Here is a 24,387-nt window from a genome sequence, read left to right as displayed (position 1 = left end):
GGCGCAGTTCAAGCAGATGGAGCAGTTCACGGACCGGGCCGGTCCCGTCACCGCGCCGCCCGATGTCACCTCGGTGATCGGGCGGATGCGTGACTTTCAGTCCTCCTGGCCGCCGGCGGACGGGGTGGCGGTCTTCAACCGGGTCTACCTGACGGTCACCGAGACCGTCGACCGGCGGATCACCGGTGGCGCGTTCCCGGACCGGGCGGCCGCCGCCGCCCTGGATGTGCGGTTCGCGGAGCGCTATCTGACGGCGGTCGACGCGGCGACGGCCGGGCGGCGGCCGCCCGACTGCTGGCGCCCGCTGTTCCAGTACCGGCGCCATCCCGGCGTACGGCCGCTGCAGTTCGCACTGGCGGGCATCAACGCACACATCGGCCACGACCTGGCGCTCGCGGTCGTGGACACCTGCCAGGCGCTGCGCTGCGCTCCGCCGGAGCTGGAGGACGAGTTCGACCAGGTGGGCGATCTCCTCGTGATGCTGGAGGAGCAGATCCGGGAGGATCTGATGCCGGGGCCCGATCTGCTGGAGGTCGCGGATCCGCTCACCCATCTGCTGGGGTCGTGGAGCCTGGAGCGGGCCCGTGAGGCAGCGTGGTCTGCGGCCCGGGTGCTGTGGCGGTTGCGTGATCTCCCGCTCCTCGCCGAGGAGTTCCGGCAGCGGATGGACGCCGGGGCCGGTCTGGTGGGGCGCTGTCTGCTCACTCCTTGCCGCTGACCGCGCCCCACCGGGTCCTCAGAAACTGTCGCCGTACCAGTGGACGGCTCCGGGCGCGGTGACCGTCGCCCGTACCGCCGCCGGGTCGGCCGGCAACGGTCGGGCCATGCCCACGTAGCGTCTGCCGGCCCGCATAAGACCGGTCGGCAATTGGGGGGCGGCGTCACGGGGCTGGGGCACGCACCTCGCGGCGTTGTCGTCCATCACCAAGTTCCCCGAGCTCTCGGCTTCGCTCGAGCAGGGGAGGCCCCATTCGCCATGGCTCAATCCTCCGCCTTGCGATGCACGCACCCCAGCCCCGCTCCTTCACCCACCCCCCAATTGCCGGTCGGTCTAACGCCGCTCAGTCCTCCGGGAGTTCGACCGGGGCGATGTCGTCGAAGACATCGCCGGGGCCGGGGTTCGTCGTGTCCGTGGCACCGCCGAAGTGGTTCATCACACCCCATACGGCGTTGAGCGCGGTCTGCACGGCGCCCTCGGCCCACCCAGCCGTCCACGAGATGTCGTCGCCCGCGAGGAAGAGTCCCCGCTTGTCGGCGGGCAGCCGGTCCTGCATGAAGTGGGTGAACAGCCGCCGCTGGTAGCGGTAGTGGCCCGGCAGGTTGGCCTTGAACGCACCCATGAAATAGGGCTCGTTCTCCCAGGAGACCGTCACCGGGTTGCCGATGATGTGCTTCCTGATGTCGACGTTCGGGTAGATCTCGCCGAGCGACTTCAGCATCACTTCCATGCGCTCGTTCGGGGAGAGCGGCAGCCACTTCAGGCTGTCGTCGCACCAGGTGTACGAGAGGCAGATGACGGCCGGCTTGTCGGGCCCGTCGTCGAGAAGGTACGTGCCCCGGGTCATCCGGTCGGTGAGCGTCATCGACATGGTGTCGCGCCCGGTGGGAACCCCCCTGCCGTCGACGGCCTTGTCCAGCCAGAACGGCCGGTCGACGGGGACGAACAGCTTCGACGACTCCATGTAGTGGGTCCGCTCCATCGCCGTCCAGTGGTCGATGGGGAACAGCTCGTCGTCGCAGGCGATCTTGGAGAGCAGCAGCCAGGACTGCCCCGTGAAGATCGCCGCCCGGAAGGTGCGGATGTCGCCGGTCGCATCGGTGACGGTGATCCGGTTCCCGGCGGTGCGGTGCAGCCGGGTCACGGCGGGACGGGGCTCGCCGTCGTGCAGCGAGGACAGCGAGGTACCGAGCGGCCAGTGCACGATCTTCTGCGGCTCGCGGTCCCAGAGCCGCAGCGGGAGCTGCTGGCTGCCGCCGACGATGCCGCGGTGGTGGTCGTCGGCCTCGGTGTAGACGACCCGCAGGATCTCCAGGATGGAGTTGGGGAAGTCGGTGTCCCAGCCGCCGGTGCCGAACCCGACCTGGCCGAAGATCTCGCGGTGCCGGAACGACTTGAAGGCGTCGGAGGCGCAGAGGAAGCCGTAGAAGGTCTGGTTGTCGAGCTTCTCGACGAGCTTCGCCCAGATCTCCCGGATCCGCGGGACGTCGCGCTCGCGCATCGCCCGGTTCATGTCGGAGAAGTCGGCGCCCTCCTCCAGACAGGCGTTCCAGGCGTCCATCACGTCGCGGTAGACCTGCGGCAGGTCGTCGATCGTCTCCGCGTAGTGCGACTCGCCCTTGAGGTCGACGACGGTCGACGGGGTGGTCGGCGCGAGCGGGTTGGGGAATGGGCTGGTCTCCAGGCCCACCAGGTCGATGTAGTGCTGCAGCGCCGTGGACGACGGCGGGAAGCGCATCGCGCCCATCTCGGCCGTCAGCGACGGGTCGCACCCGTCGAACGGGACGGTACGCAGCCGGCCGCCTATCCGGTCCGCCTCGTAGACGACGGGCTTGAGGCCCATCTTCATCAGTTCGTACGCCGCCACGATGCCGGAGAGCCCGCCGCCGATGACCGCCACCTCGGCGCCGTGCTCGGTCGCCGGTATCTGCCCGAGCCCCGCGGGGTGCGCCAGGAAGTCGTCGTACGCGTAGGGGAAGTCCGGACCGAACATGGTGATCGGCGGCTGCGCGTCGGTGTGCTGGACGGCGTTGGGCACCGTGGACGTCATGGGGTGGGGACTCCTTGCGAGGGCAGTGGAAGAGAGTGAAAGAGCAGAGGGGCGCGGCGGGCTCAGACGAGGGAGCCGTACAGACCGGGGCGGCGGTCGCGCAGATACGGGTTGGCGGCGCGGGACGCAGTCAGGAACTCCGGGTCGACCTCGCCGACCACGAGCTCCTCGCCACGTCCGGCGCGGGTGCGGACCGTGCCGTCGGGGCCGGCCAGACAGCTCAGCCCGACAAACTCGAACTCGCCTTCCGGACCGGTCCTGTTGACGTACGCGACATACATCTGGTTCTCGAAGGCGCGGACCGGCACAAGGGACTCGGGGACGAACTGGAAGGGGTGCATCTGCGCGGTCGGCACCAGCAGCAGGTCGGTGGCGGCGAGGGCGTGTGCCCGTACGTTCTCCGGGAACTCGACGTCGTAACAGATCATGATCCCGATGCGTACGCCGTCCAGTTCGGCCTGGACGACGGTCTGCTCGCCGGGGGTGAACCACTGCTGCTCGAAGCAGCCGAAGAGGTGGGTCTTGCGGTAGTTGGCGAGCCGGGTGCCGTCGGGGCCGATCAGTTGCGCGGAGTTGAAGATCAGCTCGTCCGCGCGCTCCGGATACCCGTAGAGGACCGCGAGCCCGTGCCGTACGGCGATGGAGGCGATGGCCTGCGCGGAGGCACCGTCGGCGGGCTCGGCCAGCAGGGGTACGTCGTCACCGATGGCATACCCGGTCAGGAACAGCTCGGGGCAGACGAGCAGCCGCGCCCCGGCGGCTGCCGCGCGCTCTGCCGCCTCGTCGAGGGCCTTGATGTTCTCGGCCACCGAGCCCGGACGTCCGGAGCTCTGGAGCAGGGCGGTGCGCAACGGCGGCATGGCTGACCTCGGGCAGTGCGGGCGGGGCGGGGACGTATAGACGGTACGGGCCGGTAATCCGGCCGGACAAGGCGCGAGCGTTGCGCGCCGACCGTCGATCCATTGCGCAATTCGCCGGTCCGGCGGTGATTCGTTGCGTGGAGCGTCTGGGCAGGTCAGAGGGGTGATATCGGTCTCGGGTCGGAGTGGGTTCCCGCCGCGCGGCGGAGAGCGGACGGAGACCCTGGCGCGATGTGCGGCGGCGGTCCCGCGGGAAGAGTGGGAGCCGTCCGAACGACTCCCGCTCCGCCCTGTGGAAGGCCTGTCATGACCCGCATCGCGCCCACCCGCACCCGGCTCGCCGCGATCGCAGCTGCGCTGCTGATCACCGCGGGCGCCGCCGGCTCGGCAGCGGCGCTCGGCGACGCCGCCCCCGGATCTGCGAGGGGGCAACGGGAAGCGGCCGCCCTGACCGGTACGGCGAAGCTGTACCGCCCGGCCGGGGACGACATCACCTTCACCTTCGACGCCCACCTCGCCGCGAAGGACACCATGGACCCGGAGAAGGCGTACGGCACCTTCCGCTTCCGCCACGTCTTCCCGAACGGCACGTCCGGCTGGGCCGAGGGCTCGGTGGACTGCCTGGTGACCGGCGGCAAGGTGGCCGTGGTCACCGGTGTCATCACGGCGACCGACATCGGCATCAAGGGCAAGCGGGGTGGCATGTCGGTCCACGACCTGGGCAGGCACGACCGGCTGGGGTACAGCTGGGTGAACCAGGAGGCGAAGGACCACCTGCCCCCGTGCATGTCCTCGGCCCCGTTCGAGAAGGTCGAGGCGGGCACCGGCGACTTCACGGTGCTGCCCTGGCACCCGGAGTACGAGCAGAAGAGCTGATCGGACTCCCATGTTGCGAGCTCCTCGAAGCCCGCCCGCAGGATCAGCCCGGCGTCCCCGAGGAGTACCGCCGCAGCAGCGGCGACAGCACCAGCACGGACTTGGTTCGCTCCACATAGGGCTCGCCCGCGATCCGCTCCAGCACCTGCTCGAAGTGGCGCATGTCGGCGGCGAAGACCTGGACGATCGCGTCGGCATCCCCGGTGACCGTGGAGGCCGAGGCGATCTCGGGGTAGCGCGCCAGACCGCTCTTGATCGCTTCCGGGGAGGTGTTGCGGCTGCAGTAGATCTCGATGAAACCCTCGGTCTCCCAGCCGAGCGCCGCCGGGTCCACCCGCACGGTGAATCCGGTGATGGCCCCCTCCGCCCGCAACCGGTCGACCCGGCGTTTCACCGCGGGCGCGGACAGGCCGATGATCGCGCCGATGTCGGCGTAGGAGCGGCGGGCGTCCTCGGCAAGGGCGTGGACGATGCGTTCGTCGAGATCGTTCAGTCGCACTTCAGGTGGATCACTTCTCTGCGATGGCCGGTCGGGGCGTCGGCAGCACGGTGCCGCAACCGAAGTAGAACACGTGGTGGTGAGCAGGGCCGTACGGACCTCGGCACGGTCCAATGGGGTAGGGGTGGGGTGCGTACCCGGCGAATGGAGCTCCGATGACCTGGCTCGACCCCGACGCCTTCCTGCGAGGTGTCGCCTGGCGGGACGGCGTGTGCCCGGTCCGGGCCGACCCGGCCGATCTGGCGCGGCTGCCGTGGGACACCGCGGAGCGGGCACTGCTGCCGACCGGGGTCCGGCTGGAGTTCGTGGCACCCGGGGCGCGTGCGGTGGAGATCCGCTACCGCGCCGCGGCCCGGGGCGCGGCGGACGGCCAAGCCGGGCTCTTCGCACTGTGGCAGGGCGGGCAGTGTGTCGCGGAGGTCCTCGCCGCGCCCGCCGAGGAGGCCGTCACCGTGATCGGACTCCCGCCGGGGGAAGGCCCGTTCACCGTCCATCCGCCGGAGACGCTGGGCCCGGCGATCCTGGGGCTGCGGGCGGTGGGCGGGACGCTGCTGCCCGCCCCGGTGCGGCCGCGGTGGGTGGTCCACGGGGACTCGATCACCGAGGGCTGGTGGTCGACGCGCCCGGCCCACGCCTGGCCCGCCGTGGCGGGCCGCGCGCTGGGCCTCGACCCGGTCAACCTGGGGTACGCGGGTTCGGCGCGCGGGGAGTTGTGCGTCGCCGAGCAGATCGCCGGGCTCCCGGCCGACGTACTGACGCTGGCCTTCGGTACGAACTGCTGGTCGTCGGTACCGTTCTCGGCGCCGCTGCTGTACGAGACGGTGCGCGCCTTCGTCGCCCTGGTGCGCGCGGGCCACCCGGGGACGCCGATCCTGCTGGTCTCGCCGCTCCTGCGCCCGGACGCGGAGGAAAGCCCGAACGCCCTCGGAGCCACGCTGTCCGAGCTGCGGACGGCGCTGGAACGGGCCGGCGCGAGCCTTGTCCGGGCGGGGGACTCCCGGCTTTCGGTGCTGCCGGGACGGGAGGTCCTGGGCCCGGAACACCTGGTGGACGGCCTCCACCCGGACGACAGCGGCCACGCCCTGCTGGCGGCGGCGGTCGCAGATGCCCTCACCCCCTACGTACCCCTGGCAACCGAGAACGCCCGGGCCGCAACAGCGGCCCGGGCGCAGTCCTCGTGAACAACCCTGCGGGTCAATACGTCCAGGGCCTCTCGTTCGGATCATGCTCGCGGGGTCCGGCCTGATCCGGACGAAGGACCCCGGTGACCCTCCCGGCACTGGTGCCGTGACCGGCGGTGTTTGCCCCGTGGGGAGCGTCGTCCAGTGTGTGCGATCGCAAGGCGGCCGGAAGTCCCCCAGTGGGGTCTCCCCTGCTCGAACGAAGTCGAGAGCTTGGGGAAGGAGCTGCCAGGGCTTTTGGCCAACGCAGCGAGCGTGCGTGCTGGGCGGCGCGACGGGGCAGAGCCTGCCGGGAGGGGCACTAGCTCCAGCTGGCGTGCAGCGGCTTGCCCTCGGCGTAACCGGCGGCGCTCTGCACACCGACGACCGCCTTCTCGGCGAACTCCTCCAGGGACGCCGCACCGGCATACGTGAAGGAGGAGCGGACGCCCGCGATGATCGAGTCGATCAGGTCCTCGACGCCGGGACGGGCCGGGTCCAGGAACATCCGCGAGGTGGAGATGCCCTCTTCGAAGAGCGCCTTGCGGGCCCGGTCGTACGCGGACTCGTCCGACGTACGGTTCTTCACGGCGCGCGCGGACGCCATGCCGAAGGACTCCTTGTAGTACCGGCCGTCGGCGGACTGCTGGAGGTCACCGGGCGACTCGTACGTACCGGCGAACCAGGAGCCGATCATCACGTTGGACGCGCCCGCTGCGAGCGCCATGGCGACATCGCGCGGGTGGCGGACGCCGCCGTCCGCCCAGACGTGCTTGCCGTGCTTCTTCGCCTCGGCGGCGCACTCCAGCACCGCGGAGAACTGCGGCCGCCCGACACCGGTCATCATCCGCGTGGTGCACATGGCACCGGGGCCGACCCCGACCTTGATGATGTCCGCGCCGGCCTCGATCAGGTCGCGCACGCCCTCGGCGGCGACGACGTTGCCCGCGACGATCGGCACCTGCGGGTCGAGCGCCCGGACCGCGCGGACCGCGCTGATCATGGACTCCTGGTGGCCGTGCGCGGTGTCGACGACAAGGGTGTCGACACCCGCGTCGAGGAGCTGCTTGGCCTTGCCCGCGACATCGCCGTTGATCCCGACGGCGGCGGCGATCCGCAGCCTGCCGTCGGCGTCGGCGGCCGGGGTGTAGAGCGTGGCGCGGAGCGCCGCCTTGCGGGTGAGGATGCCGACGAGCCGGCCGTCCGCGTCGACCGCGGGGGCGAGCTTGCGGTGGGCGCCGTCGAGCGTGTTGAACGCGTCGCGCGGGTCGATGTCCGCGTCGAGCAGCACGAGGTCCTTGGACATGACCTCGGAGAGCTGGGTGAAGCGGTCGACGCCGGTCAGGTCGTGGTCGGTGACGACGCCGACGGGCCGCTGCTCCTCGTCGACGACGACGCCCGCGCCGTGCGCGCGCTTCGGGAGCAGGGACAGGGCATCGGCGACCGTCTGGCCCGGGGCGAGCACGATCGGCGTGTCGAGCACGAGGTGGCGCGTCTTCACCCAGGAGATGACGTCGGTGACGACATCGATCGGAATGTCCTGCGGAATGACGACCAGACCGCCGCGGCGGGCGATCGTTTCGGCCATCCGGCGCCCCGCGATCGCCGTCATGTTGGCGACGACGAGCGGAATGGTGGTGCCGGATCCGTCCGGCGAGGAGAGGTCGACCCCCTGGCGGGAACCGACCGCTGAGCGGCCCGGAACCATGAAGACATCGTCGTACGTGAGGTCGTACGGGACCGCGGGGGACTGTGTGTAACGACCGGTGCCGGGCTCAAGAAAACGCATGACACTCATATTTTCACGCGAAACGGCGCAGGTCGCTGCCCCGAAGACACAGCAAATGACCCCCGCGGTCGTACGTTCCTCCAAGGAGCGAGTGCGGGAGCCCCGGGCAAGTGAAACCTGCCTTGCCCGGGGACCCTACCCGAATGACGTGCGAACCATTCGCGACCATGTTCCCTGGACCTGATGACAAGGGGTCAGGTAGCTTCAAACGCGCAGGTCCCGCGGGTCACGACTACGCCCCGAGGAACAGGCGGAACGGCCCCAACTTCCGTCATACGTACGACCGGAGAGGATCAAACCCGCCCGTGGAGAACGAACTGCCGGACATTTACTGCCCGTTCCCTCAGCGGACGAATCCGCACGTCGCGCACACCCGTGAACACCTCGACAAATGGACGCGCAACACCGGCCTGGTGCACCGCGATTCAGCCAGGGAGCGCTTCGAGCAAGCCGACTTCGGCGCCTTCGTCGGCATGGTGTACCCGACCGCGAATGAGCACAATCTCGACCTCGTCGCCGACTGGCTCGTATGGCTGTTTCTCGTCGACGACCAGCTCGACGACGGCCATCTCGGCCGCAGCCCGGAGCGGGTGCGGGACGTGGTCGCCCTGATGCGCAGCGTGGTCGAGGGCACCGCTACCGGCCCGCTGCCGGACGAGGACCTCCCGGCCGCCGTGGTCGCCCTGGCCGACCTGTGGGAACGTACGACGCCGTACGCGGCGGCGCACTGGCTCCGGCGCTTCGCCCGGCACCTGGTCACCTACCTCACCACGACCACCACCTGGGAGGCGGGGAACCGGGCGAACGGTGTCGTGCCGTCCGAGGAGACCTACATCGCCAAGCGGCGGCACACCGGCGCGACACACGTCTGCACGGACCTGATCGAGATCGTGGCCGGCATCGAGGCGCCCGAGTCGATCCACAGCGATCCCCGGTTCATCGTCGCCGTGGAAACCTCGGGCAACGTCGTGTGCTGGGCCAACGACGTGTACTCGTACGAGAAGGAACAGGTGCTCGGCGAGATCCACAACCTCGTCCATTTGGTCCGGCACCACCGCGGTTACGGAAAGCAGAAGGCGCTCGAACACGTCTGCGCGGAGATCGCCACCGAGACCGACCGCTTCCTCGCGGCCGAGGCCGAACTGCTCACAGCCTACCCCCAGCTGTCCGGGATGCTCCTCCCGTACCTGGACGGGATGCGGAGCTGGATGCGCGGCAATCTGGACTGGTCACGGCAGACACCCCGCTACAACCCGGCCGACGTCGGCCAGTACAAGCAGCCGGAGCAGTACCTGGAGGCGACGGTCCTGGGCATCGGACCGGAACCCGCCGACTGCGGGGCCCAGGAACGCGTCGGCTGAGGATCACACACAGAAAAGAGCAGGACAGTACGGAGAAAGCCGGGTGCGCGTGCCGCACCCGGCTTTCCTCCTGACCGTTCGTCCTCACGACAACGCCGCGAGGTGCGTGCCCCAGCCCTGTGACGCCGCCCCCCGATTGCCGGTCGGTCTAAGAGCCTGTCGGGTGACCTTCGATCGGAGAGCGGACGCGGCATGGTGCGTGCGATTCCAAGGCGCCGGGATGGCCTTGTAGCGGAGCTACCAGGGCATTTCGGCAACGCCGGAAGCGTGCGTGCCAGGGCGTGGCCGCCCGATCAGAGGTCACCCGACAGGCTCTAAGCGCCGTCCGGGTCGGCGCGCTCCAGCGCGGGCCGCTGCGGAGCCGCCGACTCCGTCAGCAGATAGTCGGCAGCGGCCGTGTCCGTCACCAGGCTGGTGACCAGACCGGACCGCAGGACCGCCCCGATCGCCGCCGCCTTGCGCTGGCCGCCCGCGATCGCCACCACCTCGGGAATCCGGCGCAGCCGGTCCGCCTCGACCGTGATGCACCGCTCCCCCAGGTCGCGGCCGACCCGGCGCCCCTGCGTGTCGAAGAGGTGGGCGGACATCTCGGCGGCGACGCCCAGCGACGCGTAGTGCGCCCGCTCCTCGTCCGTGAGCATGTCGTGGACGGTGGAAATACCCGGCTCCCACGAGCCGATGGAGACCGCGGCGACCGTCACCTTGTCGAAGTATTCGAAGGCACGGGCGATGCCGGTCTGGTGACGCAGCGCGGCAGCCGTGGCCGGGTCGGGCAGCAGCATCGGCGCATAGATCGGGTGGGCCTCGCCGCCGGACACCTGGGCGGCCCTGCGGACCGCCTCGACCGAGCCGCGCTCGGCCGTTCCCGCGTCGTACACCCCGGTCAGCTGGACGACCGTGCACGGCGGCAGCCGGTCGAGGGCCGCCGCCATGTGAATGGTGGACCGGCCCCAGGCCAGGCCCAGCACATCGCCCTCGTTCACCAGTTCGCCCAGAAGGTCGGCCGCGACCTCGCCCAGATTCTCCGGGTCCGGGGCGTCGTCCTCCTCCTCTGCCGGAGATTCGACGACGACCGCGTGCCGCAGCCCGTAGCGGGCCCGCAGCGCGTCGGAGCGCTCCGCGTCCAGTTCTGCGGGGACCCGGATCTCGATCCGTACGAGGTCACGCTCAAGGGCCGTCTCCAGGACCCGGGCCACCTTGAAGCGGCTGACGCCGAACTCCTCGGCGATCTGGATCTTCGACTTCCCCTCAAGGTAGAAGCGACGGGCCATGGCCGCCGCCTGCACCAGCTCCGCGGGCCCCATCCGCAGGGCGGACCTGCCCGCCGACATTGCAGACACCGCGATCTCCTCACTGCTGTTCACACGCTCGATACGCCGTTCATCCTGTCAGATACGGCAATCCTTGATCAGTCCCGTCGGACCACGTTCATCTGCATGTGGCCGAGCCGACCGGCAATCGGGGGCCGGAGTCGGTGCCGCCATCACTGCCGACGTCCCCGTCGGCTTCAGTGGTTGCACGCCCAGGCCGCCGAAGCGATCGTCCCGTCCGCCTTGGTACGCAAGGCGCGTACCGCCTCGGCCGGATCATTGGCCCCGTACACCGCCGAGCCGGCGACGAAGACGTCCGCACCGGCCTCGGCGCACCGCTCGATGGTGGACTCCGAGACGCCACCGTCGACCTGCAGCCACAGCTCCAGACCGTGCTTGGAGATCAGCTCACGGGTGCGGCGGATCTTCGGCAGCACGATGTCCAGGAAGGACTGGCCGCCGAAGCCCGGCTCCACCGTCATGATCAGCAGCATGTCGAGCTCGGGAAGCAGGTCCTCGTACGGCTCGATGGGCGTCGCCGGCTTGAGCGCCATCGAGGCGCGCGCGCCCTTGGCCCGGATCTCCCGCGCCAGCCGTACGGGCGCTGCCGCGGCCTCCACGTGGAAGGTGACGGAACCGGCACCCGCCTCGACGTACTGCGGCGCCCAGCGGTCCGGGTCCTCGATCATCAGATGGCAGTCCAGCGGCGTCTCCGTGGCCCGGCTGAGCGATTCCACGATCGGCACGCCGAGGGTCAGGTTGGGCACGAAGTGGTTGTCCATCACGTCGACGTGGAGCCAGTCGGCGCCTTCGACGGCCGTCGCCTCCTCGGCGAGCCGGGCGAAGTCTGCGGACAGGATGCTCGGGTTGATCTGGGCCATGTGCCAAGCCTGCCACGTTCCGCGGCACTTCCCCGCCTCGGTGCGCCCCAAAGCCTCACGGGATCATTACAGTTCGCGCAATCCCGGCTATTCGGCCCGCGCCGAGGGCCCGGAAGGTCGCCGTCAGGCCGTACGACGCAGCAGCGCGAGGTACATCGCGTCCGTGCCGTGCAGATGCGGCCACAGCTGGACGTCGGGTCCGTCGCCCAGCGCGGGCACACCCGGCATCAGCGGACGCGCGTCCACCCACTCCGCCTCGACCGGCTCACCGCCGCGTCCCTTGAGTACGTCCTCGACCACCACCCGGGTCTCCGCGAGATGCGGCGAGCAGGTCGCGTAACCGACGATGCCGCCGATCCGCACGGCCTTCAACGCCTCACGCAGCAGACCGCGTTGCAGCGGCGCGAAATTCTCCAGGTCCTCGGCGCGGCGGCGCCAGCGGGACTCCGGGCGGCGGCGCAGCGCGCCGAGGCCGGAGCACGGTACGTCCATCAGGACCCGGTCGAAGACGCCGGGCCGCCACGGCGGGCGGGTGCCATCGGCGGTGATCACCTGGTACGGGCCGGGGTTGCCGGCCAGCGCCCGCTCCACGAGACGTGCCCGGTGCGGCTGCTTCTCGGCGGCCAACAGCGCGGCTCCGCGTTCAGCGGCGAGGGCGGCGAGCAGGGCGGCCTTGCCGCCCGGTCCGGCGCACCCGTCGAGCCAGCGGCTGTCGCTGCCCTCCACCGGCGCGTCGGCGAGGGCGGCGGCCACCAGCTGGCTGCCCTCGTCCTGGACCCCGGCGCGGCCCTCCTGCACGGCGCCCAGGGCGCCGGGCTCGCCGCCCTCCGCCATCCGTACGGCATAGGGCGACCAGCGGCCGGGGAGGCCGTTCTCGTCGCCGAGGGCCGTGAGCAGCTCCTCGGTGGTGGAGCGGCCGGGGCGGGCGACGAGGGTGACCTCGGGCCGCTCGTTGTCGGCTTCGAGGAGATCCTCGATCCCGGCGCGGCCGCCGCCCAGCGCGTCCCAGAGCGCGGAGACGATCCAGCGCGGATGCGAGTGCACGACCGCCAGGTGGTCCTCGGCGTCCTCGTCGTACGACGGGGCGACGCGCGCCACCCAGCCGTCGAGGTCGTCCGCTGCGACCTTCCGCAGCACGGCGTTGACGAACTTGGCGCGCCCCTCGCCGAGCACCACCCGGGCCAGCTCCACGCTGGCGGAGACCGCGGCGTGGGTGGGGATACGGGTGCCGAGCAGCTGGTGCACACCCATGTTGAGCACGTCGAGGACCGGCGGGTCGACCTCGCGCAGCGGCCGGTCGATGCAGGCCGCGACGATCGCGTCGTACGTGCCCTGGCGGCGCAGCGTCCCATAGACCAGTTCGGTCGCCAGCGCCGCGTCCCTGGCGTCGAAGTCGTCCTTGGCGCGTGCCTTCTTCAGCAGCGGGGGCAGGACGAGGTTGGCGTACGCGTCGCGTTCGTCGACGGCCCTGAGCGCCTCGAAGGCGAGGAACCGGACCGGGTCCTTTTGGGGCCGGCGATGCGGCTTGGCGGGACGGCGACGCTGCTGGTCGTTCACGTGAAAGGTGCTCCGCTGATGGTGAGGGGCGAATTCTCCCAGCGTAATCCCTCCGTACCGGGACAGTGGCTGAGTGAGCTGCCGGGACGCATTGCCCGGGGCGGCGGCGGCAACCGATCATGGCTGGATGAGACCCGAGGTGCACGCGTTCGTCGCCGATGGCCCACTGCCCGACTGGGACGCGAGCGAGGAGGAGATCGACAGGCGGGACAAGCAGCTGGTGGCCGTCTCCCGACCGGTTATGGCGGAGGAGGCGAAGGCGCTGGCGGGCTGCTTCGGGCCCGACGACTGCTACGGCGTCGCGTGGTCGCTGCTGCACCTCATCGAGACCGGTCCGAACCCGGTGCTGACCGCCGAGCCCGCTCCCGGCGCCAATGAGTGGCACCACAGGCTCTGGGCACGGGCCGTGAACGGTGGCCTCGTCCCCGGCAACGCGACCGCTCAGCACCGCCGGGAGAACCCGGCTGCCGGGCAGCAGACGGGGCCCGTCCGGCAATGAAGGACAGCGCGGCCACCGGACGCCCCGGTCGCTGTCGTACCCCCACGTACTCCTAGGGCTCTCTTTCGGTCGTGCCGGGCCCGCGCGCCCTGGCGCCGCGCCTCGCCGGCCCTAGATCCCCACCAGCTCCCCCGGAACGATCCGCACCCCGCGCGCCCAGTCCGCGGCCCGCATCGGCTTCTTGCCCTGCGGCTGGACCCAGAGCAGCTCGACGGCGTGCGATCCGGTGCCGACGTATACATGGTTCTTGGACGCGGACAGCTCACCGGGCGCCAGATCCGCGCGGTCCAGGACCGGCGCGGCCTGGATCAGCTTGAGGCGTTCCCCGCGGAAGATCGTCCATGCCCCGGGGGCGGGGGTGCAGCCACGCACCACCCGGTCGACCCTCAGCGCCGGTGCGGACCAATGCACCTGGGCGTCCTCGACGGTGATCTTCGGTGCGAGGGTGACGCCGTCCACGGGCTGCGGCACGGCGTGCAGCGTGCCGTCCTCGATGCCGTCCATGGTCGCTGCGAGCAGCCCGGCACCGGCGAAGGCGAGCCGGGTCAGCAGATCACCGCTGGTGTCCGTGGGCCGCACCTCCTCGGTGAGGACGCCGTACACCGGGCCCGAGTCGAGCCCTTCCTCGATCAGGAAGGTCGAGGCGCCGGTGACCTCGTCGCCGGCCAGCACCGCGTGTTGCACGGGGGCGGCGCCGCGCCAGGCGGGCAGCAGCGAGAAGTGCAGGTTGACCCAGCCGCGGGCGGGTACGTCGAGGGCGATCTTGGGCAGCAGCGCCCCGTACGCGACGACCGGACAGCAGTCCGGGGCGATCTCCCGCAGCCGCGTGAGGAAGTCCTCGTCGCGCGGGCGGGCGGGCTTGAGCACCTCGATCCCGGCCTCCTCGGCGCGCTCGGCGACGGGGCTGGCGACCAAGCGGCGCCCCCGCCCCGAAGGTGCGTCGGGGCGGGTGACGACGGCGGCCACCTCGTGGCGGCCGGAGGCGATCAAGGCGTCCAAGGCGGGTACGGCAACCTCGGGGGTGCCTGCGAAGACGAGCTTCATCCGATGGCCTCTCAAGCTGGTACGGGAGTTGAGCAGCGCACCAGTCTGTGACTCCTCCGCCCCACGAACGGGGCGGCTTCTCACTTGGCTCACCAGAGCCTCGTGACGGCCAAGCCCTGACCGCTGCCCAGGGGCAGAGCCAGAGCGTACTACGCCGGTGCGGGAACACCGCCCCGCCGGGGGCGTACGCACCACCGTGCGCCCCGCGCATCTACGCATCCGCCCCTGGAGCGTGACCACATCGCCGGGTCACGCGTTGGTCAAGAGAGATTGACCGAAGCGGGCCGCCACGGTGCGGCCCGGCCCCTTTCAACGCCGGTTCGAGAGGCTTCTTCATGGCCGACCACGCAACCCACGACGCCCAAGCGCGGGCCAGCCTGCATCTGTTGGTGCGGGACATCGAGCGGGTCCGGCGGCAGGTGGACGCACTGCGCACGCTCACGGCCCAACTGGGCAACGTCTACCGTCCGCGCCGCTCCGGCCCGTCCACGGGCTTCGTCGTCTACGGCAGGGCCCCGGCCCCCACCGTCAGGCTGGCCCAGGAACTGCGCGACAGCGTCGAGACCCTGGTGACGGCGGCAGTGGACTTCGACCGCTCGCTGGGCTTCTCCTGGGATGCGGTGGGCTCCGCGCTCGGGGTCACCAAGCAGGCGGTCCACCGGCGCTACGGCGCCCGCCGGAACACCCCGCAGCCGGGAACCACCGAGGTGGCAGCCGAGACCGCCGTGCCGCGTCCGCTGCCCGTGACGCCCGGGTCCGGCACGACTCCGGCGCTGCCCGCCGTACCCGCCGCCCGCTCCATGCCCCCGCAGCTCTCCGCGGACCGGCCGCCCCTGCGCGAGGAGCTGCGCCCCGGCGTCTTCCCCGGCCCGCGCAACGGCTGACCGAGTCCCCCTCTGCCCCACCGTGCCTGGCGCACGGCGGGGCAGTCGTATGTGCGCCGTCCACCGGGCACCGGTGGACGGCGGGCAGGGTCAGAGGCTGTCGGGCTACGTCTGATCGGGCGGTCGTGCCCTGGCACGCACGCTTCCCGATCGAAGGTAGCCCGACAGCCTCTCAGCCGATGTCCGGGGGATCGATCCTGATCCGGACCGGATCACCGCTGCCCCGGGCCGTCCGCGCGGCCTGCGCCGTCTTCAGCGCGGCGGCCAGCGCGGCGCCGCTGCCCGGCGGAACCCTGAGCAGCGCCCGCTCCCAGCTCTCCCCCAGCGGCGCGTCCCACGGTCTTCTGGGCCTGCCGGGTTCGGTACCCGGAACCGGGACCGGGCCGAGCACCTCCGCCTCCGGCGGCAGTTCGGCGGCGGCAAGGAACGCCGCGAGCGCCTCCGGCAGGCCGGTCACCGACGCCATCCGGGACACCGGCGGGAAACCCAGCTCGGCGCGTTCTGCCAGCTCGCGGCGGGCATGGCCGACCGGGTCCCAGCGCACCAGCGCCTGGACCGGCCGCAGGGTCGGTTCGGCGACGATCACCACCGTGCCGCCCTCCGGCCGGCCCTGTACCAGCGAGGCCGCGGCAGTCCAGCGGCGCAGCGCCTCCTCGCCGGCCCGCAGATCGGGGCGGCCGACCATCGCCCAGCCGTCCAGCAGCAGCGCGGCCGCATAACCGCCCTTGGCGACGGGTTCGGCGCCCGGGGTGCTCACGACCAGCGCGGGCGCGTCCGGCACGGCGTCCAGGATGTGGTCGCGGCCGGACGTCCGCACCGGCACGGCGGGGAAGGCCCGGCCGAGCTCCTCGGCCGTCCGGCGGGCGCCGACGATCTGCGCCCGCAGCCGCTGGGAGCCGCAGGCCACGCAGTGCCAGGCGGTCTCGGCCCGCCCGCACCACGCACAGTTGAGATCCCGCTGGTCCGGCGCCTCCAGCGGCCCGGCGCAGTGGCGGCACCGGGCCGGTTCACGGCAGCGCTCGCAGGCCAGCCGCGGCGCGTATCCGCGACGCGGCACCTGGACCAGCACCGGTCCGCGGCGCAGCCCGTCCCGGACGGTCTGCCAGGCGAGACTGGGCAGCCGCGCCGCCCTGGCCGCCCCGTCCCTGGCCAGCTCGCCGTCGCCGACGGTACGCACCAGCGGCGCCGCGATCCGCAGCTGCTCCCGGTCCGCGCGCAGCGGCAGCGCCCAGCCGGTCTCCACCAGCTGGGCGGCCTCCACGGTGCAGCTCGTGCCGCCGAGCAGGAACGCGCACCGGCCGTGCGCGGCCCGCAGCTCCAGGACCTCCCGGACATGCGGGAAGGGGGCGTTGTCGTCGCTGTGGCTCGAGTCCCCGTCGTCCCAGACGGCAACCAGGCCCAGGTCAGCGACCGGAGCGAACATCGCGGCACGCGTCCCGACCACCGCACGCACCGATCCGCGCCGCACGGCCAGCCACTCCCGATACCGCTTCTCGGGTCCGGAGTCGGCGGTCAGCAGGGCGTGGCGGCCCGCCCCGAGCAGTTCGGAGAGCGCGGAGTCCACGCGCCCGGCCGTGCGCCCGTCCGGTACGACGACGAGGGCGCCCCGCCCCGAAGCGAGGGTGGCGGCCACGGCCCCGGCAATCTCCTGGGGCCAGTGCGGCCCGGGCAGCGCGGTCCATACCGCCCGGGGGGCACCGCCCTCGGCCAGTGACCGCAGGAACGCGGGCCCCTGCTCGTACCGCTCCCAGCTCCCGGGCGACGGCGCCGAGGGCGGTGGCAGCGGCTCCGGCGAGGGCCTGGACTCGGCCCGTCCGTTCCTGGGCGGCACGGCGAGCTGCAGCACATCGGCGAGGCTGCCGGCGTACCGGTCGGCCACCGCGCGCGACAGGGCGAGCAGCTCGGGTCCGAGCACCGGCTCGGGCGACACGACGTAGGCCAGCGCGGCAAGCGCCCCCGGGTAGTCCGACTCGGCACGCCGCTCGATGAGGAACCCGTCGATGAGGCCGCCGCCTTCACGGCGCCCACCGCGGACATTGCGCCCCCCCGCCCCGAACCGCACCCGCACCCGCACCCCGGGCTGAGCCTCGGCGTCGAGCTCCTCCGGCACGGCGTAGTCGAAGTACTGGTCGAGGTGGAGCACTCCCTTGTTGACGAGCACCCGGGCGACGGGCAGCTCCTTCGCGAGCGCGGCGCCCCGCCAGGTCCGCGGTTTGGCCCGCGGCACCTTCGCCTGCCGCACGGTCTCCCGAATGAGCGCAAGCTGCTCCGGCGCCCCGCTGTCGGGCTCCGCGGACTGCTCGTTGTCCCTGCTCACAGCCAAATTCCTACCAGACGCCACTGACAGCGGCCCCGGGCTGAACGCCCCGGCCGCACGCACCGGGGCCCGGACACCGCATGCGGCGTCCGGGCCCCGGCGTACAGAGCGAGTGCGGCAGGCCTACAGCCCGGCCGCCTTGCGCAGTGCTTCCACGCGGTCCGTGCGCTCCCAGGTGAAGTCGGGGAGCTCACGGCCGAAGTGGCCGTACGCCGCGGTCTGGGCGTAGATCGGACGCAACAGGTCGAGGTCGCGGATGATCGCGGCCGGACGGAGGTCGAAGACCTCGCCGATGGCGTGCTCGATCTTCTCGGTCTCGACCGCGGCGGTGCCGAACGTCTCGACGAACAGGCCCACAGGCTCGGCCTTGCCGATCGCGTACGCGACCTGCACCTCACAACGGGCCGCGAGGCCCGCCGCGACGACGTTCTTGGCGACCCAGCGCATCGCGTACGCCGCCGAGCGGTCCACCTTCGACGGGTCCTTGCCCGAGAAGGCGCCGCCGCCGTGGCGGGCCATGCCGCCGTACGTGTCGATGATGATCTTGCGGCCGGTCAGACCGGCGTCGCCCATCGGGCCGCCGATCTCGAAGCGGCCGGTCGGGTTGACCAGCAACCGGTAGCCGTCGGTGTCCAGCTTGATGCCGTCCTCGATCAGCTGCGAGAGGACGTGCTCGACGACGAACTCGCGGATGTCGGGGGCGAGCAGCGAGTCCAGGTCGATGTCGCTGGCGTGCTGCGAGGAGACGACGACGGTGTCGAGGCGGACAGCCTTGTCGCCGTCGTACTCGATGGTGACCTGGGTCTTGCCGTCGGGGCGCAGGTACGGGATGGCCCCGTTCTTGCGGACCTCGGACAGCCGGCGGGAGAGCCGGTGCGCGATGTAGACCGGGAGCGGCATGAGCTCGGGCGTCTCGTCGCAGGCGTAGCCGAACATCAGGCCCTGGTCGCCCGCGCCCTGCTTGTCGAGCTCGTCCTCCTCGTCCCTCCGGGAGGCACCCTCGACCCGCTTCTCGTAGGCGGTGTCGACGCCCTGAGCGATGTCGGGCGACTGCGCGCCGATGGACACCGAGACGCCGCAGGAGGCGCCGTCGAAGCCCTTCTTCGAGGAGTCGTAGCCGATCTCCAGGATCTTGTTGCGCACCAGAGTCGGGATGTCGGCGTAGGCCTTGGTCGTGACCTCACCCGCGACGTGCACCAGACCGGTGGTGATCAAGGTCTCGACGGCGACGCGCGAAGTCGGGTCCTCGCGCAGGAGGGCGTCGAGAATGGTGTCGCTGATCTGGTCAGCGATCTTGTCGGGGTGACCCTCGGTAACGGATTCCGAGGTGAAGAGACGGCGGGACACATCGCTCCCTGGGGTTGCAGCGGCTGCTGGCTGATCATTGGCGGACGGCCGGGAGCTGCGCCCGGCACGGTCCGGCATCAGTTTATCGGTCGCTGTCGGCTGCCGGACCACGTGTCTCGCCCTTTGGGAGTTCTGTGACCTGCGGCACTGATGGCCGCGGTACGAGAATCACCCTCCGGAGAAGACACTCAAGCCCGGATATGGATGGTTTTTCACCGGTGTGAGAGCTTAATCATGCCTGGGATGAGAAGCGTGCCGACACGAGATCCCAGACCGTGTCGGCGAGCCCCTCCTTGGGACCGTACGGCACCGGGATCTCGCCGCCGTCGGCCGCCAGGACGACCGCCTCGTTCTCCTCGGAGCCGAAGGTCTTGCGCTCCCCCACCTCATTGACGACGAGCAGGTCACAGCCCTTGCGCAGGAGCTTCTCGCGGCCGTTGGCGAGCACGTTGTCGGTCTCGGCGGCGAACCCGACGACGATCTGGTCCGGCGTTGCCCGCTCGGCGGAGACCTCGGCGAGGATGTCCGGATTGCGGACGAGCACGATCGGGGCGGGCTCCTGGCCGTCCTTCTTCTTGATCTTCCCCTCGGCGTACTCGGCCGGGCGGAAATCGGCGACCGCGGCCGCCATCACCACGACATCGGCGTCGGACACGGCCTTCAGCACCGCTTCTCGCAGCTGCACCGCGGTGACGACCCGTACGACGTCGGCGCCCGACGGATCGGGCAGTCCGGTGTTGGCCTCGATGAGCGTGACCCTGGCCCCGCGGGCGACCGCGGTACGGGCCAGCGCGTACCCCTGCTTCCCGGAGGAGCGGTTGCCGAGGTAGCGGACCGGGTCGAGCGGCTCCCGCGTACCGCCCGCGCTGATCACCACATGGCGGCCCGCCAGGTCCGGCGCGACGGGCCCGCGGGCCAGCACCCGGCGGCAGACCTCGAAGATCTCACCGGGATCGGGCAGCCGGCCCTTGCCGGTGTCGACGCCGGTGAGCCGGCCGACGGCGGGCTCGATGACGACGGCGCCACGCCGGCGCAGCGTGGCGACGTTCTCCTGGGTGGCGGGGTGCTCCCACATCTCGGTGTGCATGGCGGGCGCGAAGACCACCGGACAGCGAGCGGTGAGGAGCGTGTTGGTGAGCAGGTCGTCGGCGAGACCGTGGGCGGCCTTGGCGAGTATGTCGGCGGTGGCGGGGGCGACCACGACGAGGTCGGCGCCCTGCCCGATGCGGACGTGCGGCACCTCGTGGACGTCGTTCCACACCTCGGTCGACACCGGGTGGCCGGAGAGCGCCGACCAGGTGGCGGCGCCCACGAACTGGAGCGCGGATCCTGTCGGGACGACCCGTACGTCGTGACCGGACTCGGTCAGCCGTCGCAGCAGCTCGCACGCCTTGTAGGCGGCGATGCCCCCGCTGACCCCCAGAACGACCTTCGGCTTCTCCACTGCGTCTCCCCGCACTCGGGTACGTACTCGGACACGTACAACCCCATGCTGCCTCACGGCACCGAAGGCGCCCCCACGCCCCCGGACACACCACAGGCCCGGCGATGGTGGCCGCCGGGCCTGTGGTGAAGGTGCTTTGTTGCTGCTTACTGAGCGGGGCCCTCGATGGCCTCGGAGGTCAGCAGGCCCGCGTTGATCTCGCGGAGCGAGATCGAGAGCGGCTTCTCATGCACATGAGTGTCGACGAGCGGACCGACGTACTCGAGGAGGCCCTCGCCGAGCTGCGAGTAGTACGCGTTGATCTGACGCGCGCGCTTGGCGGCGTAGATCACAAGGCTGTACTTCGAGTCGGTGGCCTCGAGGAGCTCATCAATCGGCGGGTTGATGATGCCCTCGGGCGTGGTGATGGAAGAGGACACTCTCTGCCTTCCGAAGGGGGTAAAGATCAAAGAAATCTTTGATACTGCGGATTCCGCCGGGGTGGTGCTCCGGTTCGGCTGGTTCAGGCGCTGCTGTCACGGCGGGCGGAAGCCTGAAGCATCAAGGCTAGCAGCTCACGTGATACGTCCTCGACGGAGGTGTTGACCAGCGTCGTATCGAACTCCGATTCGGCGGCGAGCTCGACCTTCGCGGCGGCAAGCCGACGCTCGATCACCTCGGGCGCCTCGGTCCCGCGGCCGGTGAGCCGGCGCACCAGCTCGTCCCAGCTCGGCGGGGCGAGGAAGACCAGCCGCGCGTCGGACATCGACTGGCGGACCAGCCGGGCACCCTGGAGATCGATCTCCAGGAGGACCGGCTCGCCCGCGTCGAGGCGTTCGAGCACGGCGCGGCGCGGTGTGCCGTACCGGTTGCCGGCGAATTCGGCCCACTCCAGCAGTTCGCCGTTGGCGATCAGCTTGTCGAACTCGTCGTTGTCCACGAAAAAGTAGTGGACACCGTTGCGCTCTCCCGGGCGCGGCTTGCGGGTCGTCGCCGACACCGAGAGCCAGACGTCGGGGTGCGCCTTGCGCATGTGAGCGACGACCGTGCTCTTGCCGACACCGGAAGGGCCGGAGAGCACGGTCAGCCGCGGACGTACGTCCGGGGGTACGGGGGACGTCCCCCGGGATGTTGCAGCCATGGGGCGATTATCCCCGTTCTCAGGGGTGCCTGAGAACGTCAGGCGGCGGAGCCGCCGAACTCTCGCTCCAAGGATGCGATCTGGTTGGAGCCGAGACCCCGCACACGGCGGCTCTCGGAGATCCCGAGCCGCTCCATGATCTGCTTGGCGCGGACCTTGCCCACGCCTGGCAGGGACTCCAGAAGGGCGGAGACCTTCATCTTGCCGATGACGTCGTTCTCCTGACCCTGCTTGATGACCTCGTGGAGCGAGGCGCCGGAGTGCTTGAGTCGATTCTTGACCTCGGCCCGCTCCCGGCGAGCCGCGGCGGCCTTTTCGAGCGCGGCTGCGCGCTGTTCAGGGGTAAGGGGCGGAAGAGCCACGCCTACGTCACCTCGGATGTCGATCTGTCGGATACGGACCAGTGAGGAACCTAGTCGCCCCACACCTGGTGAGCAACGAACAACGTGTGCACGTTGGCTCTCGACGGAGACTAGCCGCCAAGGCCGCCGGAGTCAGCGAGAACAGACGAAAAGTCCTGGTCAGCCTGAGCCGACCAGGACATTTCAGACATAACAACCGAGTTTTCGGGTCATGATTCCGTCAACACGCTGTTACATGGCATGGTCAGCTTTCCTGAACGGCTGCACGGACCTCATCCGTGAGCCGTTCGGCGGCTTCGCGCAGCCCGGACGCGTCCGGTCCGTGGCGCAGCACGCCCCGGCTCACGCTCGGCAGCACGTTGCCCACCGCGGCACCGAAGACACCCGGCAGATCGGCGGGGGTGGCACCCTGGGCGCCGATCCCGGGGGCCAGCAGCGGTCCGTTGACCGCCAGATCCACGCCCGCGTCGCCGAGCGTGGCGCCGATCACGACGCCGACCGAGCCGAGCGGCTCGGCGCCCTCGTTCTCGGCGGCCACGTGGTCGAGCATCACCTGGGCCAGCGACCGGCCGTCCGCGGCGGTGGCGCGCTGCACCTCGGCGCCCTCGGGGTTGGAGGTGAGTCCGAGGACGAAGACGCCCGCACCGGAGAGGACGGCCGCGTCGAGCGCCGGGCGCAGCGAACCGAAGCCGAGGTACGGCGAGACGGTGAGCGCGTCGGAGAACAGCGGCGAGTCCTTGTCCAGGTAGGTCGCCGCGTAGGCGCCCATGGTGGAGCCGATGTCGCCGCGCTTGGCGTCCATCAGGACGAGCGCGCCGGCCGCCCGCGCCTCCTCGACGCCCTTCTCCAGGACGGCGATGCCGCGCGACCCGAACCGCTCGAAGAACGCGGACTGCGGCTTGAGGACGGCCACCCGGTCCGCCAGCGCCTCGACGACGGTGCGGGTAAAGCGCTCCAGGCCCGCGATGTCGTCGTTCAGACCCCAGGAGGTGAGCAGCGAGGCGTGTGGGTCGATGCCGACGCAGAGCGGCCCGCGGATGTCCATGGCGCGGCGCAGTCGTGCGCCGAAGGGTTCAAGTGTCACTTCGTGGCCTTCCGGGTCTCGGCGCCGACGGCCTCGGCGAGAGTGGCGTACGGGGATGCGGCGAGGTGTGCGGCCAGGCCCTCGTGGATCGCGCGGGCGTAGAACGGGCCCTCGTAGATGAAGGCGCTGTAGCCCTGGACGAGGGTGGCGCCGGCGAGGATGCGCTGCCAGGCGTCCTCGGCGGTCTCGATGCCGCCGACGCCCACCAGGGTGATCTCGTCGCCGACCCGCGTGTAGAGGCGCCGCAGGACCTCCAGGGAGCGCGCCTTGAGGGGCGCGCCGGAGAGTCCGCCGGTCTCCTTGACGAGCGTCGGTGAGGACTTCAGCCCGAGGCCGTCGCGGGCGATGGTGGTGTTGGTGGCGATGATGCCGTCCAGGCCGAGCTCGACCGCGAGGTCGGCGACCGCGTCGACGTCCTCGTCGGCGAGGTCGGGGGCGATCTTGACGAGGAGCGGGACCCGGCGCTCGGTGACGGTCCGGTCGGCCGCCTCGCGCACGGCGGTGAGCAGCGGGCGCAGCGCCTCGGTGGCCTGGAGGTTGCGCAGACCGGGCGTGTTGGGCGAGGAGACGTTGACGACGAGGTAGTCGGCGTGGCGGGCGAGCCGCTCGGTGGACTTCACGTAGTCGCCGACGGCCTCGGCCTCCGGCACGACCTTGGTCTTGCCGATGTTGACGCCGACCGTCGTCCGGAAGACGGGGGTACGGGCGGCCAGGCGCTCGGCCACGGCCGCGGAGCCCTCGTTGTTGAACCCCATGCGGTTGATCAGCGCGCGGTCCGCCACGAGGCGGAAGAGGCGCTTCTTGGGGTTGCCGGGCTGCGGCTCGCCGGTGACCGTACCGATCTCGATGTGGTCGAAGCCGAGCATCGACATGCCGTCGATCGCGACGGCGTTCTTGTCGAAGCCCGCGGCGAGGCCGAACGGGCCGTGCATGCGCAGACCGAGGGCCTCGGTGCGCAGCTCCTTGTAGCGGGGGGCGAGCGCCGCGGCGACGAAGGTGCGCAGGACAGGGATGCGGGCCGCGAGTCGGATCCACCGGAAGGCCAGGTAGTGGGCCTGCTCCGGGTCCATCCGCTTGAAGACCAGCCGGAAGAAGAACTTGTACATGGGAGTGTCCTCACAGAGAGGGGGACACCGTTTCCAGTGTCCCCCTGCTGGGCTGCCTAGTGCCGTGACCGGCAATGTCTGCCCCATGAGGAGCGTCGTCCAGCGCGTGCGATCGCAAG

General features: G+C 71.0%; 23 protein-coding genes. 6 read left to right on the top strand and 17 right to left on the bottom strand.

Features of this window, described 5'->3' with window-relative positions; all coding sequences use genetic code 11:
• The first annotated feature begins 16 nt into the window (after positions 1–16).
• Positions 17–718 carry a DUF5995 family protein gene (locus OH809_RS34675; RefSeq protein ID WP_406516304.1) on the top strand — a complete coding sequence of 234 codons (702 nt, stop codon included), beginning with the start codon at positions 17–19 and terminating at the stop codon, positions 716–718.
• A gap of 18 nt (positions 719–736) precedes the next feature.
• Here the strand turns inward: OH809_RS34675 and OH809_RS34670 are convergent, their stop codons facing one another.
• The 3 genes from OH809_RS34670 to OH809_RS34660 form a co-directional block, all read right to left on the bottom strand.
• Complete coding sequence (locus OH809_RS34670; RefSeq protein WP_406417616.1) at positions 737–922, bottom strand: hypothetical protein; 186 nt, start codon at positions 920–922, stop codon at positions 737–739.
• A 139-nt stretch (positions 923–1,061) separates the two neighbouring features.
• Positions 1,062–2,768, bottom strand: coding sequence for a flavin monoamine oxidase family protein (locus OH809_RS34665; RefSeq protein ID WP_406516022.1), 1,707 nt, complete (start codon positions 2,766–2,768; stop codon positions 1,062–1,064).
• A gap of 62 nt (positions 2,769–2,830) precedes the next feature.
• A complete protein-coding gene (locus OH809_RS34660) occupies positions 2,831–3,628 on the bottom strand; it encodes a carbon-nitrogen hydrolase family protein (RefSeq protein WP_406417618.1) in 798 nt (265 codons plus the stop codon).
• A 306-nt stretch (positions 3,629–3,934) separates the two neighbouring features.
• On the opposite strand from OH809_RS34660, the gene OH809_RS34655 reads away from it, so the two are divergent.
• Positions 3,935–4,504, top strand: a complete 570-nt coding sequence (locus OH809_RS34655) for a Repetin (protein WP_406516021.1) — start codon at positions 3,935–3,937, stop codon at positions 4,502–4,504.
• 43 nt (positions 4,505–4,547) lie between these two features.
• Here the strand turns inward: OH809_RS34655 and OH809_RS34650 are convergent, their stop codons facing one another.
• Positions 4,548–5,003 carry an Lrp/AsnC family transcriptional regulator gene (locus tag OH809_RS34650; protein ID WP_406417622.1) on the bottom strand — a complete coding sequence of 152 codons (456 nt, stop codon included), beginning with the start codon at positions 5,001–5,003 and terminating at the stop codon, positions 4,548–4,550.
• Between the two features lie 155 nt (positions 5,004–5,158).
• Here OH809_RS34650 and OH809_RS34645 point away from each other — a divergent pair, with 155 nt between their 5' ends.
• A complete protein-coding gene (locus OH809_RS34645) occupies positions 5,159–6,184 on the top strand; it encodes a GDSL-type esterase/lipase family protein (protein ID WP_406417624.1) in 1,026 nt (341 codons plus the stop codon).
• Positions 6,185–6,485: 301 nt separating this feature from the next.
• On the opposite strand, the gene OH809_RS34640 is transcribed toward OH809_RS34645, so the two are convergent.
• A complete protein-coding gene (locus OH809_RS34640; protein ID WP_406417626.1) occupies positions 6,486–7,952 on the bottom strand; it encodes a GuaB1 family IMP dehydrogenase-related protein in 1,467 nt (488 codons plus the stop codon).
• 305 nt (positions 7,953–8,257) lie between these two features.
• Here OH809_RS34640 and OH809_RS34635 point away from each other — a divergent pair, with 305 nt between their 5' ends.
• Positions 8,258–9,313, top strand: a complete 1,056-nt coding sequence (locus OH809_RS34635) for a terpene synthase family protein (RefSeq protein ID WP_406417627.1) — start codon at positions 8,258–8,260, stop codon at positions 9,311–9,313.
• Positions 9,314–9,627: 314 nt separating this feature from the next.
• On the opposite strand, the gene OH809_RS34630 is transcribed toward OH809_RS34635, so the two are convergent.
• The 3 genes from OH809_RS34630 to OH809_RS34620 form a co-directional block, all read right to left on the bottom strand.
• Positions 9,628–10,644 carry a sugar-binding domain-containing protein gene (locus OH809_RS34630; RefSeq protein ID WP_358861707.1) on the bottom strand — a complete coding sequence of 339 codons (1,017 nt, stop codon included), beginning with the start codon at positions 10,642–10,644 and terminating at the stop codon, positions 9,628–9,630.
• 176 nt (positions 10,645–10,820) lie between these two features.
• Positions 10,821–11,504, bottom strand: coding sequence for a ribulose-phosphate 3-epimerase (gene rpe, locus OH809_RS34625; RefSeq protein WP_406417629.1), 684 nt, complete (start codon positions 11,502–11,504; stop codon positions 10,821–10,823).
• 123 nt (positions 11,505–11,627) lie between these two features.
• Positions 11,628–13,061 (bottom strand): RsmB/NOP family class I SAM-dependent RNA methyltransferase, encoded by a 1,434-nt coding sequence (locus tag OH809_RS34620; RefSeq protein WP_406417631.1) that lies wholly within the window; start codon positions 13,059–13,061, stop codon positions 11,628–11,630.
• Between the two features lie 127 nt (positions 13,062–13,188).
• Between OH809_RS34620 and OH809_RS34615 the strand changes: the two genes are divergently transcribed.
• Positions 13,189–13,560, top strand: coding sequence for a hypothetical protein (locus OH809_RS34615; RefSeq protein ID WP_406516020.1), 372 nt, complete (start codon positions 13,189–13,191; stop codon positions 13,558–13,560).
• A 111-nt stretch (positions 13,561–13,671) separates the two neighbouring features.
• Here the strand turns inward: OH809_RS34615 and fmt are convergent, their stop codons facing one another.
• Positions 13,672–14,604, bottom strand: coding sequence for a methionyl-tRNA formyltransferase (fmt, locus tag OH809_RS34610; protein WP_406417635.1), 933 nt, complete (start codon positions 14,602–14,604; stop codon positions 13,672–13,674).
• 335 nt (positions 14,605–14,939) lie between these two features.
• On the opposite strand from fmt, the gene OH809_RS34605 reads away from it, so the two are divergent.
• Complete coding sequence (locus tag OH809_RS34605; RefSeq protein WP_406417637.1) at positions 14,940–15,488, top strand: hypothetical protein; 549 nt, start codon at positions 14,940–14,942, stop codon at positions 15,486–15,488.
• A 172-nt stretch (positions 15,489–15,660) separates the two neighbouring features.
• Here OH809_RS34605 and OH809_RS34600 read toward each other — a convergent pair whose 3' ends face one another.
• The 8 genes from OH809_RS34600 to OH809_RS34565 form a co-directional block, all read right to left on the bottom strand.
• Positions 15,661–17,805, bottom strand: a complete 2,145-nt coding sequence (locus OH809_RS34600) for a primosomal protein N' (protein WP_406516019.1) — start codon at positions 17,803–17,805, stop codon at positions 15,661–15,663.
• Between the two features lie 123 nt (positions 17,806–17,928).
• A complete protein-coding gene (metK, locus tag OH809_RS34595) occupies positions 17,929–19,152 on the bottom strand; it encodes a methionine adenosyltransferase (protein ID WP_406417641.1) in 1,224 nt (407 codons plus the stop codon).
• Positions 19,153–19,384: 232 nt separating this feature from the next.
• Positions 19,385–20,596, bottom strand: a complete 1,212-nt coding sequence (gene coaBC, locus OH809_RS34590; RefSeq protein WP_406516018.1) for a bifunctional phosphopantothenoylcysteine decarboxylase/phosphopantothenate--cysteine ligase CoaBC — start codon at positions 20,594–20,596, stop codon at positions 19,385–19,387.
• Between the two features lie 146 nt (positions 20,597–20,742).
• Complete coding sequence (gene rpoZ, locus OH809_RS34585; protein ID WP_037695306.1) at positions 20,743–21,015, bottom strand: DNA-directed RNA polymerase subunit omega; 273 nt, start codon at positions 21,013–21,015, stop codon at positions 20,743–20,745.
• A gap of 83 nt (positions 21,016–21,098) precedes the next feature.
• Positions 21,099–21,716: a guanylate kinase gene (gmk, locus tag OH809_RS34580; RefSeq protein WP_393304813.1), complete on the bottom strand. Its 618-nt coding sequence runs from the start codon at positions 21,714–21,716 to the stop codon at positions 21,099–21,101.
• A gap of 38 nt (positions 21,717–21,754) precedes the next feature.
• A complete protein-coding gene (locus tag OH809_RS34575) occupies positions 21,755–22,078 on the bottom strand; it encodes an integration host factor (protein WP_014157387.1) in 324 nt (107 codons plus the stop codon).
• 244 nt (positions 22,079–22,322) lie between these two features.
• Positions 22,323–23,162, bottom strand: a complete 840-nt coding sequence (gene pyrF, locus OH809_RS34570; protein WP_393304810.1) for an orotidine-5'-phosphate decarboxylase — start codon at positions 23,160–23,162, stop codon at positions 22,323–22,325.
• Positions 23,159–24,268, bottom strand: a complete 1,110-nt coding sequence (locus OH809_RS34565; RefSeq protein WP_406417645.1) for a quinone-dependent dihydroorotate dehydrogenase — start codon at positions 24,266–24,268, stop codon at positions 23,159–23,161. The genes pyrF and OH809_RS34565 overlap by 4 nt, the downstream gene beginning before the upstream one ends.
• Positions 24,269–24,387: the final 119 nt, after the last annotated feature.

This window comes from Streptomyces sp. NBC_00873 (assembly GCF_045207415.1).
In the GTDB taxonomy this organism is placed as follows: domain Bacteria; phylum Actinomycetota; class Actinomycetes; order Streptomycetales; family Streptomycetaceae; genus Streptomyces.
This window is presented reverse-complemented; position numbering and strand designations above follow the sequence as displayed.

Coding starts and splice junctions, on each gene's coding strand:
- OH809_RS34675 (WP_406516304.1), top strand. CDS start 17: ATGGAGCAGTTCACGGACCGGGCCGGTCCCGTCACCGCGCCGCCCGAT.
- OH809_RS34670 (WP_406417616.1), bottom strand. CDS start 922: ATGGACGACAACGCCGCGAGGTGCGTGCCCCAGCCCCGTGACGCCGCC.
- OH809_RS34665 (WP_406516022.1), bottom strand. CDS start 2,768: ATGACGTCCACGGTGCCCAACGCCGTCCAGCACACCGACGCGCAGCCG.
- OH809_RS34660 (WP_406417618.1), bottom strand. CDS start 3,628: ATGCCGCCGTTGCGCACCGCCCTGCTCCAGAGCTCCGGACGTCCGGGC.
- OH809_RS34655 (WP_406516021.1), top strand. CDS start 3,935: ATGACCCGCATCGCGCCCACCCGCACCCGGCTCGCCGCGATCGCAGCT.
- OH809_RS34645 (WP_406417624.1), top strand. CDS start 5,159: ATGACCTGGCTCGACCCCGACGCCTTCCTGCGAGGTGTCGCCTGGCGG.
- OH809_RS34640 (WP_406417626.1), bottom strand. CDS start 7,952: ATGCGTTTTCTTGAGCCCGGCACCGGTCGTTACACACAGTCCCCCGCG.
- OH809_RS34630 (WP_358861707.1), bottom strand. CDS start 10,644: ATGTCGGCGGGCAGGTCCGCCCTGCGGATGGGGCCCGCGGAGCTGGTG.
- rpe (WP_406417629.1), bottom strand. CDS start 11,504: ATGGCCCAGATCAACCCGAGCATCCTGTCCGCAGACTTCGCCCGGCTC.
- OH809_RS34615 (WP_406516020.1), top strand. CDS start 13,189: ATGAGACCCGAGGTGCACGCGTTCGTCGCCGATGGCCCACTGCCCGAC.
- fmt (WP_406417635.1), bottom strand. CDS start 14,604: ATGAAGCTCGTCTTCGCAGGCACCCCCGAGGTTGCCGTACCCGCCTTG.
- OH809_RS34605 (WP_406417637.1), top strand. CDS start 14,940: ATGGCCGACCACGCAACCCACGACGCCCAAGCGCGGGCCAGCCTGCAT.
- gmk (WP_393304813.1), bottom strand. CDS start 21,716: ATGGCTGCAACATCCCGGGGGACGTCCCCCGTACCCCCGGACGTACGT.
- OH809_RS34565 (WP_406417645.1), bottom strand. CDS start 24,268: ATGTACAAGTTCTTCTTCCGGCTGGTCTTCAAGCGGATGGACCCGGAG.